Consider the following 14,832-nt stretch of genomic DNA (forward strand, 5'->3'; position numbering starts at 1 on the left):
CCCGCGAAGAAGAACTAGACCCGCCAGTACCCGAGCGCATCAATCCGGTGCTTGTCCACTCCGAGTTCTTTCCGCAGGTGCTTGACGATTGCCCGCGTGCTTGAGGCTTCGCATGCGATCCAGAAGAAGTCTTCGCTAACGGAAACAGTGTCCGCTGTTAGTGCGCCGCAGACTTCCTCCACCAAAGCGGCGCCGTCGCGTTTGCGCGGAATCCAGGTGACGACGTCGGAATCGGAGGTACGCACCTCAAGCGAGGGGTCGGCGTCGTGCTGGTATTCAAGCCAAGCGGTCACTGGAGCCGCGCCCGCGGCAACGCGCTGGCGCTCATCCAGCAGCGAGTTGACTGCCGGGATGGACGCAGGGTCCCCCACCACCCAGATCCGGCGCGGAGCGGGATGCGGGAAGGTGAAGGAACTGCCTTGGACAGTGGCGTCAATGGTGTCGCCGGGCTGCACGGAACGGGCCCAATCCGCTGCGACGCCGTCGTGCATCGCGAAGTCCATGCTGAACGTACCATCCGTAGGGGAGGCGTTGACCAACGTGTAGGCGCGCTGGTGAGCCTTGCCGGAATCGTTGAACCAGAGCCGGATCCACATGGTGGGATGCAGGCCGCTGCGCTCCAGTAGTCCGCCGTCACGCACGTGCACGCGGAGGAAGTCCGGGGTGATCTCGTCCCGGCCGGTGACCTCCAGGGTGAAGTCCTTGGCGCCCATGACTTTGAGGACGACGCCTTCCCAATTGCGCTTCAAGCAACACTCCTTCACGAATGTCCACGATTTGTGAACGGGGCCAAAGCCATTTATCTTGAGCTAAAGTAAGCCTAACCTAAGCTCGAAAGTGGCCAGAGAATATGACGCCTGCCCCCACGCACCAACCCGCCCCGGCAGGCGGCCCCGGAACGTACCGCGATGAGTGGGGAATCCCGCACTTGTGGGCGGGTTCCGCCGATGAACTCGCCTTTCTCCAGGGCATGAATGCGGCCACGGACCGCTCGTGGCAGATCGAGCTGGAACGGTGGCGCTCGGAGGGCCGCGCAGCTGAGGTATTGGGTGCAGACGTGGTGGTCTGGGACCGGTTCGCCCGGCAAGCCCGGCTGGATGACACCGCGCGTCGCTGCTTTGAGAACCTCGACGCCGCCACTCAGCGCTGGTGCGGACAATACGTGGCGGGCATCAACCAGGCCCTGGCAGACGGCCGACGTGGCGGGCCCGAGTTCGAAGAATCCGGCAGCATCCCCGAGGCGTGGAATCCGTGGACCCCGCTCGGCGTCTTCCTGGTCCACCACATCCTGTTTTCCACCTTCCCCAACAAGCTGTTCCGGGCCCACGTCGCGCGGACACTCGGCGACGACGCCGTGAGCTTGTTCAGCATCGAAGCACCGGCTTGGTCAGGCAGCAACGCTTGGGCAGCGCATGGATCGACGACGGCCAGTGGGTTTCCCTTGATTGCCGGCGACCCCCACCGCCTCATGGAGCTGCCCGGCGTCTACCAGCAAATACGGCTCGCCTGCCCGGAGTTCGATGCGATCGGATTCGCGTTCCCGGGTGTTCCCGGCCTCCCCCATTTTGCCCATACGGGCAGCACCGCTTGGGCCATCACCAACGCCATGGCCGACTACCAGGATCTTTTCATCGAGGAGTTGCGCCGGGTCAGCGACTTCACGGGTGAGCGCATCGAGGCGCGCGGAGCGGAAGGCTGGGAACCCGCCGTCGTGAGTTCCGAAACCATCCGCGTCCGCGACGGTGAGGCTGTGTCCGTTGAAATTATCGAGACCGATCGGGGTCCGGTCATCTCGGAAACGCCCGACGGCGGCGCCCTCAGTTTGCGCTTCCCGGCCAGGGTTCAGGGGCGGCTGGGGTTCGAGGCCCTCCTGCCGTTGCTACGGAGCCAAAGCGTCTCCGAGGTGGAGGCTGCCTTCGATGCCTGGGTTGAGCCCGTTAACAGTGTGGTGGCCGCCGACGTTCATGGGTCTGTGAGACACTTCGTTGCCGGGCTGGTCCCGCAGCGCAATCCGGCCAACCGGCGCCTGCCCGCTCCGGCCTTCTCCGCCCGTCATGAGTGGGAGGGCCAGTACGTGATCCTGCCTCGCACCGAGGTCCAACAGTTTGCCGTGAGCGCGAATGACCGCGCGGCAGGAGGCGGTGACCAAGTGGCCATGGAGTTTGCACCTGTGCATCGAGCCCGGCGCATCCGGGAATTGCTGGAACTGGCTCCCGGGCCTTTGTCCGTAGACAATATGCAGGCCATCCACACGGACACGCTACTGGGTCCGTGGCCGTTGTTCCGTTCGATGCTCTCCGGCCTGGACGTCCAGGATCTCTCCAAGGAGGCGAAGGATTTGCGGGTCCTCCTGTTGGACTGGGATGGCCTCATGGAAGCCGGCAGCCATCGCGCCGCCGTTTTCGCTGCCTGGCGTGGTGCGCTGGTCCAGCGCCTGGCGCGGCATTCCGTGCTTGCGCCCTTGAATGAGCCCACAGGCTACTCACCATTGTTCGGGCCGTGGTTGTCAGTGGCGTCGCGCGTCGGTTTTGCCCTTGAGACCCTGCTGGTCCGTGGCTCCGAGCTTGGCATCAGCGTTGGAGTGGAAGCTGCCGCGGCGCTCGAAGACGCCGCGTTGGAAGAATCCATGCTGAATGGTGCTGCCTGGGGCGACCGGCACAACCTCCTGCCGGTTCATGTCCTTCCTGGCCCGCTCGCAACGTCGGCACCCACCGCCGACCTCAGTGGAGATACCGGGTGTGTCCTGTGCACCGAGAGCCTCCCCGGCGTCGATGACCGTAGCTTCCGCGGGCCCGTGGCCCGCTACGTGTGGGACCTGGCCGATCGGCAGAACAGCCGCTGGATCGTGCCATTCGGCGCCTCCGGCGTACCCGGCCACAAACACTTCGCCGATCAACTCCCACTCTGGACATCCGGGGAACTCGCCCCGGTGGTCACTGAATGGTCGCTTCTGACCGACGACACGCCCTGACTCATTCCTGTTCCCGCATCAATCCCACCCACAGCCCGCCCCGCAGCCCGAAGGAAACCATGACCACCACCACCCAGGACTTTTCCGTCCGCACCACCGTCTACTCCGAAGACCTGGAAGGCTGGGGTGCGCTCCGCATTGTTCCGTTGGTTCCCATCGAGGACATCGACCTCATCTTCGAATGGGTGAGCCAGCCCCGGGCAAAGTTCTGGGGAATGATGGAGAATTCCCGCGAAGAAGTCCTGGGGATCTACGAGTTCCTTGACTCGCTGGAAACCCACCACGCTTTCCTGGCCATCCTGGACGGGGAGCCTTTGGCCCTCTTCCAGACGTACGAGCCGCTGCACGATCCCGTCGGCGAGGCCTACCCCGCCCGCGAGGAAGACATCGGCATGCACCTGCTGCTGGCCCCGGCTACTCGGCCCATTCCGCATTTCACCCCGCGGCTGGGCACGTCGTTGATCAAGTACATGTTCTCCCTGCCGGGCAAGGACCGGATTGTGGTGGAGCCGGACTCCCGCAATGCCAAGGCCCTTCGTCGTCTGGAAGCGACGTGCTTCGAGCTGGGACCCATCATTCAGTTGGCGGAGAAGGAAGCCCAGCTAGGGTTCCTGACACGGGCGGGCTTTGATGAGATCCAGGAGCAGCGGGCCCGCTAGCGCCAGACGAAACTCCAGGTTCCCGCACCCACAGCCGCCAGCACTGCGCCGGCTGCGATGACCAACCCGCCAAGGACCACCCACACGTCCAGCAGTGAGTACGTGGATTCGCGTGCCCACGTCCGTGGCCCGCCGCCGAAGCCGCGCGCTTCCATGGTCACTGCCAGTCGGGATGCCCGCCGAACCGCCTGAACCAACAGACCGAAACTCTGGCCGAGCGTGGCCTTCAACCGCTGGAAGGGGCTGCCTTGGGAACCGACTCCGCGGGCGCGGCGGGCCATTCCTATGGTTTGCCATTCCTCTGCCATGAGCCCTACAAGCCTCATCGCAGCTAACGATCCGAGGACAAAGCGGTGCGGCAGCTTGGCCTTCTGCGCCAGCGCATCGGCCAGGTCGGTGGGGTCGGTGCAGGTCATCAGCAGGATCGCCGGCAACGCGATCGCCAAACCGCGCAGCATGAAACCGAGCCCCAGCTCCAGGGAACCTTCGCTGATGGACCAGAGTCCGACGTCGAGCAGTACAGCGCCGCTGTCCGCCGCCACTATTGCAGTGCTCCAGCCGCCGATCGCTGCCGCAATGATCAGGGGCCAGGCCCGCAGCCACAAAAGCCTGATGGTGAGGCCGGCAAGCGGGAAGAGAGCCAGTTCCGCAAGGAGCGCCGTCGACGCAGAGACCCAGTCGATCGACAAGGCCAGCACCAGGGAAATCAGGAAGACCGACACGAACTTCGCCAAAGGGTTGGCGCGAGTCAGCAGGGCGTGGTTGCCGCGGATGTTCAGTGCATCCCTCACGCTGCACCCGCTTCCTGATGCGTTGCTCTGCCTTGCGGTACCGGACCGAGCCGTAGTTCGGTTCCGCCGAGTACAGCACTGAATTCCTGATCGTGGGTTACGGAGACCACCGCGGTTCCGGCGTCCAGCAACTCGGAAAGGAACGACGCCAGCTCGGCCCAGGTATTCGCGTCCTGGCCAAACGTTGGCTCGTCCAGAACAAGGACTTTGGGGTGCGCGGCCAGCACCGTGGCCACCGAGAGCCGGCGCTTTTCCCCGCCGGATAACGTATACGGATTGGCGTCGACGAGATGGGTGAGCCGCAACCGTTCCAGCAACTCGTCCACGCGCTCCTCGCCGTGGCCCAGATGCTTCGGACCAAACATCAACTCATCCAGGACCTTGCCCGTGACGAACTGATGTTCCGGCTCCTGGAACACCGTACCGATGCGGGAAATCAGCTGGTCTGCTTTCCACTTGAACGGATCAATGCCCGCACCCTCGGAAAGTTCGACGGCGGCACTCACTTTGCCGTCCACGGGCGCCAAAAGGCCTGCCAACGTGAGCGCGAACGTGGACTTTCCGGCACCATTGGGACCCGTAATGGTCAGGGCTTGGCCTGCCCGGACCTGCGCACTGATGTCCGTTTGCACCGGAACGGGCGGGATGGTTTTGAAACCTTTGCGCCGTGGCTTTAGTCGGGAAACAGCAAGGTCCTGGGCTGCGAGGAGAAGCTGCGCGGTGTCTGGTTCTTTATGGCGGGTGCGGGTTGCCGGAACGTACCCCGGCACCCAGACGCCAGCCGACATCAGCAGGGTGCGGGCCTCGGAAAGGACCTGGTCGGGAGGGCCGTCCAAGAGGACGCCGCCGGCAGCATTCCCGGTCCCTGCGGCCGTGCTGGATCCTGGCTGCAGGACGACAATCCTGTCCACCAGGTCTTTCCACACGGACACGCGGTGTTCCACCACAACCAGCGTGGCGCCGGTCTTGTCCAGGCATCGCCCTACAGCATCGCGGACCTCCAGCACCCCTGCAGGATCCAGGTTGGCCGTTGGTTCGTCCAACAGGATCAGCCCGGGCCGCATCGCCAAAATGCCCGCAAGCGCAAGGCGCTGCTTCTGACCGCCTGAGAGCGCCGCCGTCGGGTGATCCAACGCCAGACCTCCGCCGGCAGCGGTACGCAACCCGACGTCGTCGAGCGCTTCATGGACACGGGACCAAATCTCGTCCCGCGGCACGGCAAGGTTCTCTGCACCGAAGGCAACGTCGTCGCCAACCCTCGACAAAACCACCTGCGTCTCGGGGTCCTGCTGCATCAGTCCCGCGCGTCCACGCTGCTCGCGGGGCGCAACGCCGTCGATCAGCAGGGAGCCGGTCTCATCCGAGTCGTCTTCCTCATCCCCCAGCACCCCGGCGAGGGCATGAAGGAGCGTGGATTTCCCGGCACCCGAAGGTCCGAGCAGCAGTACGCGCTCCCCGGGTTCGATCCGAAGGTCGAGGCCCTGAATGGCAGCTTGGGCACGGCCGGCATGCCGCCAACCCCAGCCCTCGGCTGAGATGGCGGCAGGCCTCACCGTGCCGCTTTGCGTGGCCGACATCAGCTGAAGACGGGCTCCGAAGCGGCCTTGCGCGAGGCGAAGGAGCTCAGCACTCCGGTCTTGGCCAGGCCGCGTGTCGCCACCCAGGAGAGTGCGCCCGCGATGATTGCGCCGGAAATTGAGGTGAAGGTGATGTAGGCCAGCTTGTCGACGGCTTCATAGGCGATGTTCCAACCCCACGGGAGGAAGGAGTCGTTCAGGCCGCAGAAGAGGCCCGCGCCCGCACCGGCGAGGAGGGCAGTGGGCAGGTTGAACTTCTTGTACCGGAAGGCGGCAAAGATGAGTTCCGCGCCCAGGCCCTGCAGAACGCCGGAGATGAGCACGGTGGTGCCGTACTGCGAACCCATGATGAGCTCACCGGTGGCGGCAACAGTCTCACAGAACAGGGCTGCACCCGGCTTGCGGATAATGAGCATGCCCAGGACCGCGGGGATCATCCAGCCGCCGGCAATCAGGCCGGTGAGAGGCGGATACGTCGCGTTCATGGGGATGGATACCAGTGCGGCGCCTTGGGACCATGCCCAGAAGATCACGCCGCCCGCGATGGCGATCAAGGCCGCCACAACGATGTCTACAACACGCCAGTTATAACTGGTCTTCTTCACGTTTACCGTGGTCATTTTTCTGCCTCCTGAGGTTACAGGAGGGGAAAGTGCTCCCCGGAATCCGGCTGGCCTGCGCCACCCGGGTCCGGACACTCTGAGAAGCTCGACTCCCTTGCGCCGGTACTAACCGGATCAGGTTCGAGGGTCTGCGGCTGTCCGCACTCTCAGCGCCCTCGCGTCTCCTGCATCTCTGCAGAGTCCGACGGCGGCGCTCCCCTGTCGTTATTAAATCTGCCCCGATGGGCTGGTTCAGTTTACACCTGAGTCTGTGGCGGGTGTTGGTCTGTTGCCGGCAGGCGGTCATAATCGGCAGTGGTGGTGCGTTCCAGGGCTTCCGGGGGTGCGTTGCGAGGGCTTCCCGAGGGTGCGTTGCGAGGCCCACTCTGCACCCATCCCCCACACCATTCCCTGCACACCAGGCCTCACAACGAGACGGGGGTGCGTTGCGAGGCCCACTCTGCACCCTTCCCCCACGCCATTCCCTGCACACCAGGCCCCACAACAAGACGGGGGTGCGTTGCGAGGCCCGCTCTGCACCCTTACCCCACGCCATTCCCTGCACACCAGGCCCCACAACGAGACCTGAGAGAATGAACCAGCAGAATCCACCGCGGCAAAGGGGCACCTTCATGACTGACCTTCCCCAGCAAGACCTCCCCCTTCCCACAGAAGTGCCCCAGCCGCGCCTGGCCGCGAGCGTCATCCTCCTCCGTGACGCCCCGGGCGGACTCGAAGCCTTTGTCCAGCACAGGGTGAGCACCATGGACTTCGCCGCCGGCATGGTGGTCTTCCCCGGTGGACGGGTGGATGCCGCGGACGAGTCCGGCTGGGACTACCCCTCGGACCTGCTTCAACGCCACGCGGCGGACTGGCAGCAGAGCTCCATCTGCAGTGGCGCGGGCGAGGCCACCAAGAACGCCGGAACGGTGCTTTCCGCCGCAATCCGTGAAGTCAAGGAGGAAGCCGGGCTCAGCATCGACGCCTCTGACCTCCGCCCGTGGGCCAACTGGATCACGCCGACAGACATGCCCAAGCGATTCGACACCTACTTTTATGTTGCCAAGCCCTCCCCGGCGGCCGAACCCCGGCACCAGACCACGGAGGCCTGGCAATCACTGTGGATGCCGGTAGCGGACATTCTTATGGCGGAGGCCGCGGGCACCCTGAAGCTGATGCCGCCCACGTACTACCTGCTCAAAGAAATCGCCGGGTTCGCCACCGTGGATGCTCTTTGGTCGGCCGAACACGATGTTGTTCCGGTACTGGCACCTGTCGGCTCCATGGCTGCCTTCCTCAAGGAGCGGGAAAACCGCCGCTAGCGCTTGGAACGAGCTGGAGCCGGTTAGGCTGGGAGCATGAACCTCTTCTTCAAGCTGATCGGCGCCGGAGTAAGTCTCGGAGCAGGCTTCGTAGGTACCAAACTTGTCAACAAAGGGTGGGAAAAGGCCACGGGCAACAAGCCACCCTTGGGCAACGACGACATGGAATCGAGTCTTCGCTCGGCCCTGACTTTCGCGCTGATTTCAGCCTTCGTCAGTACACTCATCCAGGTCCTGGCGAGCAGGGGCACGCAGCGCGCCATTGCACGCTTCGCCAAGACCCACGACATCGTCTAGGCAACCGCACCACAACACAACGCCGGGATCACCCATGAGGGTAGTCCCGGCGTTCGTTGTTTCCGCTGCTGCTAGCGCTGGTTCCCGGGCTCTTGCCCCGCGGCCGCCCGCTGCACAACCGCTTCAAGTTCATCCTTGGTGAGCATTTCGCGATGCCCGTGCTTGGTGCGGTAGGCGGAGCGGCCCACCATGTGAGCGGAAACCGGGGCCGTCAGGAGCTGGAAAATCCACGCCACCAGAAGGACTGGCCATACCCACCAGGTCCGCATCTGGAGGCCGATCGCAGCCAGCATGAGGAACAGACCCAAAACCTGCGGCTTGGTGGCCGCGTGCATGCGGCTCATGAGGTCCGGAAATCTCAACAAGCCAATAGCAGCGCCGAGGGACATCAGTGCGCCCACCACCAGGAACAGTGCAGTGACGGCGTCGATCACAAAATCCAAGCCGGTGGCATCAGGATTCATTGCTCTGCTCCCTCCGTTCGGCTACGAACCGGGCCACGGTCACCGAGCCAATGAACCCGATCACCGCGAGGGCCACCAGCAGCATCAAGTTGTTCAGATGCTTGTTCATTGCCATGTCGATTGCCAGGGCGGCACCCAGGATCGCCAGCAAGACATCCGATGCCAGAACCCTATCCAGCAAGGACGGACCGATAGCGATCCGGACAATTGCCCCTGCCGCGGCGAGGCTAAGGATCACAGCCGTTGCCACGAGTACGAATTCCTTCATAGCGTTGCCCCTTCCATTCCCGGGCGCTGTTCTGCATTGAGGGCTGCGACTTCTTCGCGTGTGCCCATGATGCGGATCAATCTCGCCTCAATGACTTGGGTTTCCTCGCGGATCTTGTCGATGTCCGCTTCCTCATAAATGTTGAGCGCGTGCAGGTACAGCGTGGACGTTGAGCGGTCCACTTCCACCACCAGTGAGCCCGGGATCAACGAGATCACGTGCCCGGTAGCTGTCACCATCAGGTCTGAATGGCTCCGCAACGGAACGGCGACGACGGCGCTACGCACCGTGGGTCCTTTGGCTACAGCCAGGTACAGAACCAGGAAGCTCGCTGCCACCACTTTGCCGAGGAACATCAGGGCGAAGGGAATAGCGCGCAGAATGTTGAACCTGCCACTGAGCTCCACGGGCGGGAGGTAGAACAGTTTGGCCACCAGCACGGCGATCAGGGCACCGAACAACAGGTTGCCCGGGCTGAAGTCCCGCCACAGCGCGCCCCACACGATGACCAACCAGACGAGGAGCGGCAACTCCGTGCGGAAGGAGATGGGTTTGCGGCTCACTTGGCATCACCCGGCTGTGTCTCAACTGACGGTGCTTCGCCCGTCCGCGGTTCGTCTGTTTGTGCCAACGGCGGCACCTCAACGGAATCGCCCAGGACCGAGTGGATGTACGCTGAGCGGTCCAGCATGATCCCGGCGGAACCGTCAGCAACTTTGAATAGCGGCCCGGCGAATACAGTGAGCGCCACCCCGAACACCACCAGACCCGCCGTGGAGCCAACCATGGTGCGGGGCAGGACGCCCACATTGCCGGGGGTCATCAGCACAGGGTCCGGGTATTCTGCGTCCTCGGGTTTGCGCCAGAACGCCCTGTTCCAGACACGCGCGATGGCCAGCAACGTCAGGAGGCTGGTGACAACGCCACCCACCACCAGCACGATTGCCAAGGGTGTCCCCAACTCCACGCCGGCCTGCAGCAGCCCCAGCTTTCCGAGGAAGCCGGAGAACGGCGGAATGCCCGAAAGGTTCATGGCCGGAACAAAGAACAACAACGCAAGCAATGGCGAGAGCTTCGCAAGGCCACCCAAACGGTCAATGGACGAGCTGCCGCCGCGCCGCTCTATGAGACCTGTGACCAGGAACAGGCTGGTCTGCACGGTGATGTGGTGCGCAACGTAGAAAACCGCAGCACCCAATCCGGCCACGGAACTCATGGCGAGGCCAAACACCATATAGCCGATGTGGCTAACAAGTGTGAAGGACAGGAGACGTTTGATGTCGCTCTGGGCCAAGGCGCCCAGAATTCCGACAATCATGGTGAGTAGCGCCACCACCATCAGCGGGACGTTGAGGGTATCCCCGGGGAACAGCAGTGTTTCCGTGCGGACCATGGCGTATACGCCCACTTTGGTCAACAACCCGGCGAACACGGCGGTGACTGGAGCGGGCGCAGTCGGATAAGAGTCTGGAAGCCAGAACGACAAAGGGAAGACTGCTGCCTTGATGCCGAACGCCACCAACAGCATCACGTGCAGAAGGTTCTGCGTGCCCTGATCCAGTTCGGCAAGTTTGATGGCAAGGTCCGCCATGGTGATGGTTCCGGTGGCACCGTAGATCATGGCGATAGCGATGAGGAACAGCACGGACGACACTACGGAAACCACAACGTAGGTGACGCCCGCCCGGATGCGCGGTCCGGTTCCGCCCAGTGTCATGAGGACGTAACTGGCCGTCAGGAGGATTTCGAAACCGACGTAGAGGTTGAAGAGGTCACCGGTCAGGAACGCATTGGACACGCCCGCCACCAGGATCAGGTAGGTGGGGTGGAAGATCGAGACCGGTGCTTCCTGGTCGCCGTCGGCCATACCCTGGCCGGTCGCGTAGATGAGCACCGCCAGGCTGACCACAGTGGAAACCACCAGCATCAGCGAAGAGAACTGGTCCACCACGAGGACCACGCCCCACGGCGGCAGCCATCCGCCCAGCGTGACGGACGTTGTGCCGCCGTCCCACACGGAGACCAGGAGCAGGCATTCGAGGAGGAGGGTCGCGCTCAGGATGCCAATGCTCACTACCCGTTGTGCGCTGTGGTGCCGGATCAGCAGGAATGCCAAGGCAGCGCCAAGGATCGGTAGGAGGACAGCTAGCGGCGACAGGTTTGCGAGATTCACGCGCTGCCTCCTTCCTGGTTCGAGGCCGTGTTGGGGGTTTCGGTCGCGTCGGGCCTGTCCTTATTTGCAGGGCTGGCCGGGGTGATGGCGAATTCGGACGTTTCCAGCGGGACGATGGCGTCGTCCTCCGCATCGAAGCTCGGAGTCTTGGCCACGCGGACGTCTTCGAGGTCATCCTGGATTTCATCCTGGCGAGCCAGGACCCATGTGCGGTAAATGATGCCGAGCATAAAGGCGGTGACAGCGAACGAAATGACGATCGACGTCAGGATCAGGGCCTGGGGCAAAGGATCGTTGTATGTTTCCGGGTTCGTTTCCTTATCGAACAAGGGGGCAAGGCCTGCGTACCCTCCCGTGCTCAGGATCAGGATGTTGGTGGCATTTGCCAGCAGCATCAAACCCAACAGCACGCGCGTCAGGCTGCGTTCCAGGATCAAATAGATCCCGCAGGCGTACAGGACGCCCATGACGATCAGCAGGGTCAGGTTGATGCTCATGCGTTGCCCTTCCCGGATGCAGCGGATTCGGCGGCTTCCTCGGCGAGGTCGGCATGCCCGGCGGCATCTTCCTCAGCCAGCGGGGCCCCCTTGCCTTCAAAGTGTTCGTCGATCTCGGCACCGAGGCTCCGAAGGACATCGAGCGCCAACCCCACCACCACGACGTAAACGCCAATGTCGAAAATGGTGGAAGTGACGAACTTGACGTCACCGAAGACCGGTAGCCAGAACTCGATAATGGCGCTCTGGAACACCTGTCCTCCCAGGAAGAGCGGCACCACACCGGAAGCGGCCGCCGTCGCAAGTCCTGTCCCCAAAAGGGTCCCCGCGCTGACGGTGGCTGCCTCGCTCAACTCGAACCGCCCACCGGCCAGGTAGCGGATTGTCAGTGCGAGCCCGGCGGTGAGGCCGCCGGCAAAGCCGCCGCCCGGCAGGTTGTGCCCGGCGAGGAGAAGATAAATGGAGAACACGATCATGGAGTGGAAGATCAGTCTGGTCACTACTTCGAAGATGATCGAGCGCCGTTCGGGGGCCAGGGTACGGCCGGCAACCAGCCACGCATCGCGGCTCACGTCGGTGAACTTCTTCGCCACGGCCAAGGTGGCGCCGTCGCGGGAGTCACGGTCGACGCCGGTGCGTCGCCCGACGCTGCCTTCGGGCACGGCCTCCGAAGTCTTGATCCGGTCGCCGCGGCTGCGGACGAAGATCAGGCTGGCTACACCGGTGGCAGCAATCGCGAGCACCGAGATCTCACCGAACGTGTCCCAGGCGCGAATATCCACCAGGGTCACGTTGACCACGTTCAGTCCCCCGCCGCCTTCATAGGCCAACCGCGGGAAGTCCAGTGAGATGGGGGTGGCAACGCGCGCGCCCATGGCGTAAATCGCCACGAAAATCATGGTGATGCCAAAGGCCGCACCAATGATCACACGGATTACCCTGAGCCGACCCCCGGTCCTGTCCCTCAACTCAGCGGGCAGGCTGCGCATGGCCAGCACGAAAGCAACCAGCACAATGGTTTCCACCAGCATTTGGGTCAGTGCGAGGTCCGGTGCGCCTTGGAGTGCGAACATGAGGGCAATGCCGTAACCCGTGACGGACACCATGAGCACGGCGAGGAAACGCTTGTTGGCCCGGACGGCAGCCAGGGCACCCACCACGATGCCGATGCCTGCCACTACTTGCAGGGGCGAGTTCGGGTCGATGAAGTACATGCCGTCCGGCAGGGGCTTGTTCGCCACGATCAGCGCCGTCATCGGAACCGCGAATGCCACGGTGAGGATCACCGCGAGGTAGAAGTACAGCGAACCACGCTGCGTGCGGCCTGTCACCCAAACCGCGATGTCGTCCAGCGCGCCGATGGTGTTCTGGTAAGCCCTGTCGCCGTCCACCCAGTCCGGGACCAGGCTTTGGGCACGGGCAACGAGGTTGCGCCAGTAGAACATCGCGGCACCGGCCGCGAACGTCAGGGCTGTCAGGCCCAACGCGGGGGTGACGCCATGCCACAAAGCCAAGTGTCCGGCGTCGACCGCGTCCGGACCGTCAGCGAACAGCGCTGCGTAAGGCTGGATCCAGGTGTCCACGGGCGTTGGCCATAATCCATAGACGATAGTGAGCAAACTAAGGATGGCCGGTGCTGCCAGGAATGCCGGTTTGATGGGCTTGAACGGGGTAGGTTCCACGCCGGGCTTGACGGCAAAGGCTCCCCACATGAACCGGGCGCTGTAGGCGAACGTCAGGATCGATCCGATGACCAGGCCCACCAGGATCAAGATGCCCCACGCTGGAGCGCCATCACCGGTGCCGTAGTGGACGAAGGCTTCAAACACTGACTCTTTGGCTACGAAACCTGCCAAGGGTGGCACACCGGCCATGGACGCCGCTGCGATGGCGGCCACAACACCCAGCGCCCGCGACGAACGGAAAACGCCGGAAAGCTTACGGATATCGCGGGTCCCGGACTGGTGATCGATGATGCCCACTACCAGGAACAGCGCGGCCTTGAACAAGCCATGCGCCAGCAGCAGTCCGAGTCCGGCCAGGGCAGCGTCGGGACGTCCCAATCCCACCACCATGGTGAGGAAGCCGAGCTGGCTGACCGTGCCGTAGGCAAGGATCAGTTTGATGTCGGTCTGGCGTAGGGCCCGGTAACCACCCACGAGCATGGTGGCCAAGCCCAGCCCCAGAACCACGGGAAGCCAAAACTCCGACGTCGAAAACCCGGGAGCAAGGCGAGCCACGATGTAGATGCCGGCTTTGACCATCGCGGCAGCGTGAAGATACGCGCTCACGGGGGTGGGCGCTGCCATGGCACCTGGAAGCCAGAAATGGAACGGAACAAGCGCCGATTTGGTTACGGCGCCAGCCAGGATAAGTACGACGGCGGTGGCCACCGCTCCCTGCATCGGTCCGGCCATGAGCGGCCCGGCTTGGTCCAGTATCGCCGAAATGCGATAGGTTCCTGCGGCCTGACCCAGGATGATGAGGCCGACGAGCATGGCGAGGCCACCCGCGGTTGTGACCATGAGTGCCTGCAGTGCAGAACGCCGCGCCGCCAGACGTGTGCGGGCGTAGCCGATCAGCAGATAGGAAAGGATGGTGGTGAGCTCCCAGAAGATGAAGAGCATCAGCAGGTCATCGGAGGTCACCAAACCGAACATGGCCCCGGCAAAAGCGAGCAGTTGAGCGCCGAATCCGCCCAGGCCGGCGTCCTTGTTCTTGAAGTACCTGGCGCAATAAACCAAAACCAGGGATCCCACTCCGAGGATCAGTAAGGACATCACCCAGGCCAAGGGATCCATACGGAAGGCGAGCTCAAGCTTCAGGCTGGGAATCCATGGGATGACTTCTTCTATGCCACCACCGGAATATACAGGGCCGTACTGGAAAAGCAGCCAAATGAAGGCACCTGCGGGGACCGCTGCAAGAGCATAGAAGGCATTCCTGCCGAGTTTGCTGAAGATCAAAGGCGCCACAGTTGCCGCTACAAAGGTGATGGCGAGAACTGTGATCACTGTTATCTCCGCAAAGTCAGGAACATATTGTCAAAAGTTGGAGCAGGCGGTCATACGTTGGGTTCGGTTTAGCTAGTTTATCAAGGCGAACCGACAGTTTTTGGCATGGCAAGCTGACTGCGCGCATGGCTTAAAGGTGCGTTCTCCACATAGCGGTCTGTCATCTACCCGCCGTTCTCCGCTGTCGCTATAGCATT

The 14,832-nt window shown here is 63.2% G+C and carries 14 protein-coding genes and 1 riboswitch; of the genes, 4 read left to right on the top strand and 10 right to left on the bottom strand.

Going from position 1 to position 14,832, the window contains the following annotated elements:
* Positions 1-14: 14 nt before the first annotated feature.
* A complete protein-coding gene (locus ACZ881_RS16030) occupies positions 15-749 on the bottom strand; it encodes a siderophore-interacting protein (protein ID WP_476116901.1) in 735 nt (244 codons plus the stop codon).
* Between the two features lie 101 nt (positions 750-850).
* On the opposite strand from ACZ881_RS16030, the gene ACZ881_RS16035 reads away from it, so the two are divergent.
* Together ACZ881_RS16035 and ACZ881_RS16040 are read left to right on the top strand one after the other, a co-directional pair.
* Entirely contained in the window at positions 851-2,971 is a 2,121-nt protein-coding gene (locus tag ACZ881_RS16035; protein WP_476116903.1) for a penicillin acylase family protein, read from the top strand.
* Positions 2,972-3,030: 59 nt separating this feature from the next.
* On the top strand, positions 3,031-3,630 hold the full coding sequence (locus ACZ881_RS16040) for a GNAT family N-acetyltransferase (RefSeq protein ID WP_476116905.1): 600 nt from the start codon (positions 3,031-3,033) through the stop codon (positions 3,628-3,630).
* On the opposite strand, the gene ACZ881_RS16045 is transcribed toward ACZ881_RS16040, so the two are convergent.
* Genes ACZ881_RS16045 through ACZ881_RS16055 form a run of 3 tightly spaced genes read right to left on the bottom strand, consistent with a single transcriptional unit; the run spans position 3,627 to position 6,618 of the window.
* Complete coding sequence (locus ACZ881_RS16045) at positions 3,627-4,421, bottom strand: energy-coupling factor transporter transmembrane component T family protein (RefSeq protein ID WP_091469850.1); 795 nt, start codon at positions 4,419-4,421, stop codon at positions 3,627-3,629. The two genes, ACZ881_RS16040 and ACZ881_RS16045, sit on opposite strands and share 4 nt — an antisense overlap.
* Positions 4,418-5,998: an ABC transporter ATP-binding protein gene (locus ACZ881_RS16050; protein WP_476116906.1), complete on the bottom strand. Its 1,581-nt coding sequence runs from the start codon at positions 5,996-5,998 to the stop codon at positions 4,418-4,420. Before ACZ881_RS16050 ends, ACZ881_RS16045 begins: the two co-directional genes overlap by 4 nt.
* Positions 5,998-6,618, bottom strand: a complete 621-nt coding sequence (locus ACZ881_RS16055) for an ECF transporter S component (protein WP_091469844.1) — start codon at positions 6,616-6,618, stop codon at positions 5,998-6,000. The genes ACZ881_RS16050 and ACZ881_RS16055 overlap by 1 nt, the downstream gene beginning before the upstream one ends.
* A gap of 76 nt (positions 6,619-6,694) precedes the next feature.
* A riboswitch (TPP riboswitch) is annotated at positions 6,695-6,831 on the bottom strand.
* Positions 6,832-7,232: 401 nt separating this feature from the next.
* Here ACZ881_RS16055 and ACZ881_RS16060 point away from each other — a divergent pair.
* Together ACZ881_RS16060 and ACZ881_RS16065 are read left to right on the top strand one after the other, a co-directional pair.
* Positions 7,233-7,922, top strand: coding sequence for an NUDIX hydrolase (locus ACZ881_RS16060; RefSeq protein WP_476116909.1), 690 nt, complete (start codon positions 7,233-7,235; stop codon positions 7,920-7,922).
* A 36-nt stretch (positions 7,923-7,958) separates the two neighbouring features.
* Entirely contained in the window at positions 7,959-8,219 is a 261-nt protein-coding gene (locus ACZ881_RS16065; protein WP_017199491.1) for a DUF4235 domain-containing protein, read from the top strand.
* 71 nt (positions 8,220-8,290) lie between these two features.
* Here the strand turns inward: ACZ881_RS16065 and mnhG are convergent, their stop codons facing one another.
* The 6 genes from mnhG to ACZ881_RS16095 are packed head-to-tail and all read right to left on the bottom strand — an operon-like array spanning position 8,291 to position 14,635.
* Positions 8,291-8,683 (bottom strand): monovalent cation/H(+) antiporter subunit G, encoded by a 393-nt coding sequence (mnhG, locus tag ACZ881_RS16070; protein ID WP_178995801.1) that lies wholly within the window; start codon positions 8,681-8,683, stop codon positions 8,291-8,293.
* Positions 8,673-8,951 carry an MrpF/PhaF family protein gene (locus ACZ881_RS16075; protein ID WP_017199493.1) on the bottom strand — a complete coding sequence of 93 codons (279 nt, stop codon included), beginning with the start codon at positions 8,949-8,951 and terminating at the stop codon, positions 8,673-8,675. Before ACZ881_RS16075 ends, mnhG begins: the two co-directional genes overlap by 11 nt.
* Positions 8,948-9,514, bottom strand: coding sequence for a Na+/H+ antiporter subunit E (locus tag ACZ881_RS16080; protein ID WP_179017768.1), 567 nt, complete (start codon positions 9,512-9,514; stop codon positions 8,948-8,950). Before ACZ881_RS16080 ends, ACZ881_RS16075 begins: the two co-directional genes overlap by 4 nt.
* Positions 9,511-11,124, bottom strand: coding sequence for a Na+/H+ antiporter subunit D (locus ACZ881_RS16085; protein WP_476116912.1), 1,614 nt, complete (start codon positions 11,122-11,124; stop codon positions 9,511-9,513). Before ACZ881_RS16085 ends, ACZ881_RS16080 begins: the two co-directional genes overlap by 4 nt.
* Complete coding sequence (locus ACZ881_RS16090) at positions 11,121-11,621, bottom strand: Na(+)/H(+) antiporter subunit C (RefSeq protein ID WP_091469832.1); 501 nt, start codon at positions 11,619-11,621, stop codon at positions 11,121-11,123. Before ACZ881_RS16090 ends, ACZ881_RS16085 begins: the two co-directional genes overlap by 4 nt.
* Positions 11,618-14,635 (bottom strand): Na+/H+ antiporter subunit A, encoded by a 3,018-nt coding sequence (locus ACZ881_RS16095; protein WP_476116915.1) that lies wholly within the window; start codon positions 14,633-14,635, stop codon positions 11,618-11,620. Before ACZ881_RS16095 ends, ACZ881_RS16090 begins: the two co-directional genes overlap by 4 nt.
* Positions 14,636-14,832: the final 197 nt, after the last annotated feature.

It is taken from the genome of Paenarthrobacter sp. TE3676 (genome assembly GCF_056279165.1).

What these genes read in the sequence shown, in the direction of transcription:
- ACZ881_RS16060 (WP_476116909.1), top strand. Translation starts at nt 7,233, where the DNA reads ATGACTGACCTTCCCCAGCAAGACCTCCCCCTTCCCACAGAAGTGCCC.
- ACZ881_RS16035 (WP_476116903.1), top strand. Translation starts at nt 851, where the DNA reads ATGACGCCTGCCCCCACGCACCAACCCGCCCCGGCAGGCGGCCCCGGA.
- ACZ881_RS16075 (WP_017199493.1), bottom strand. Translation starts at nt 8,951, where the DNA reads ATGAAGGAATTCGTACTCGTGGCAACGGCTGTGATCCTTAGCCTCGCC.
- ACZ881_RS16050 (WP_476116906.1), bottom strand. Translation starts at nt 5,998, where the DNA reads ATGTCGGCCACGCAAAGCGGCACGGTGAGGCCTGCCGCCATCTCAGCC.
- ACZ881_RS16055 (WP_091469844.1), bottom strand. Translation starts at nt 6,618, where the DNA reads ATGACCACGGTAAACGTGAAGAAGACCAGTTATAACTGGCGTGTTGTA.
- ACZ881_RS16040 (WP_476116905.1), top strand. Translation starts at nt 3,031, where the DNA reads ATGACCACCACCACCCAGGACTTTTCCGTCCGCACCACCGTCTACTCC.
- mnhG (WP_178995801.1), bottom strand. Translation starts at nt 8,683, where the DNA reads ATGAATCCTGATGCCACCGGCTTGGATTTTGTGATCGACGCCGTCACT.
- ACZ881_RS16090 (WP_091469832.1), bottom strand. Translation starts at nt 11,621, where the DNA reads ATGAGCATCAACCTGACCCTGCTGATCGTCATGGGCGTCCTGTACGCC.
- ACZ881_RS16065 (WP_017199491.1), top strand. Translation starts at nt 7,959, where the DNA reads ATGAACCTCTTCTTCAAGCTGATCGGCGCCGGAGTAAGTCTCGGAGCA.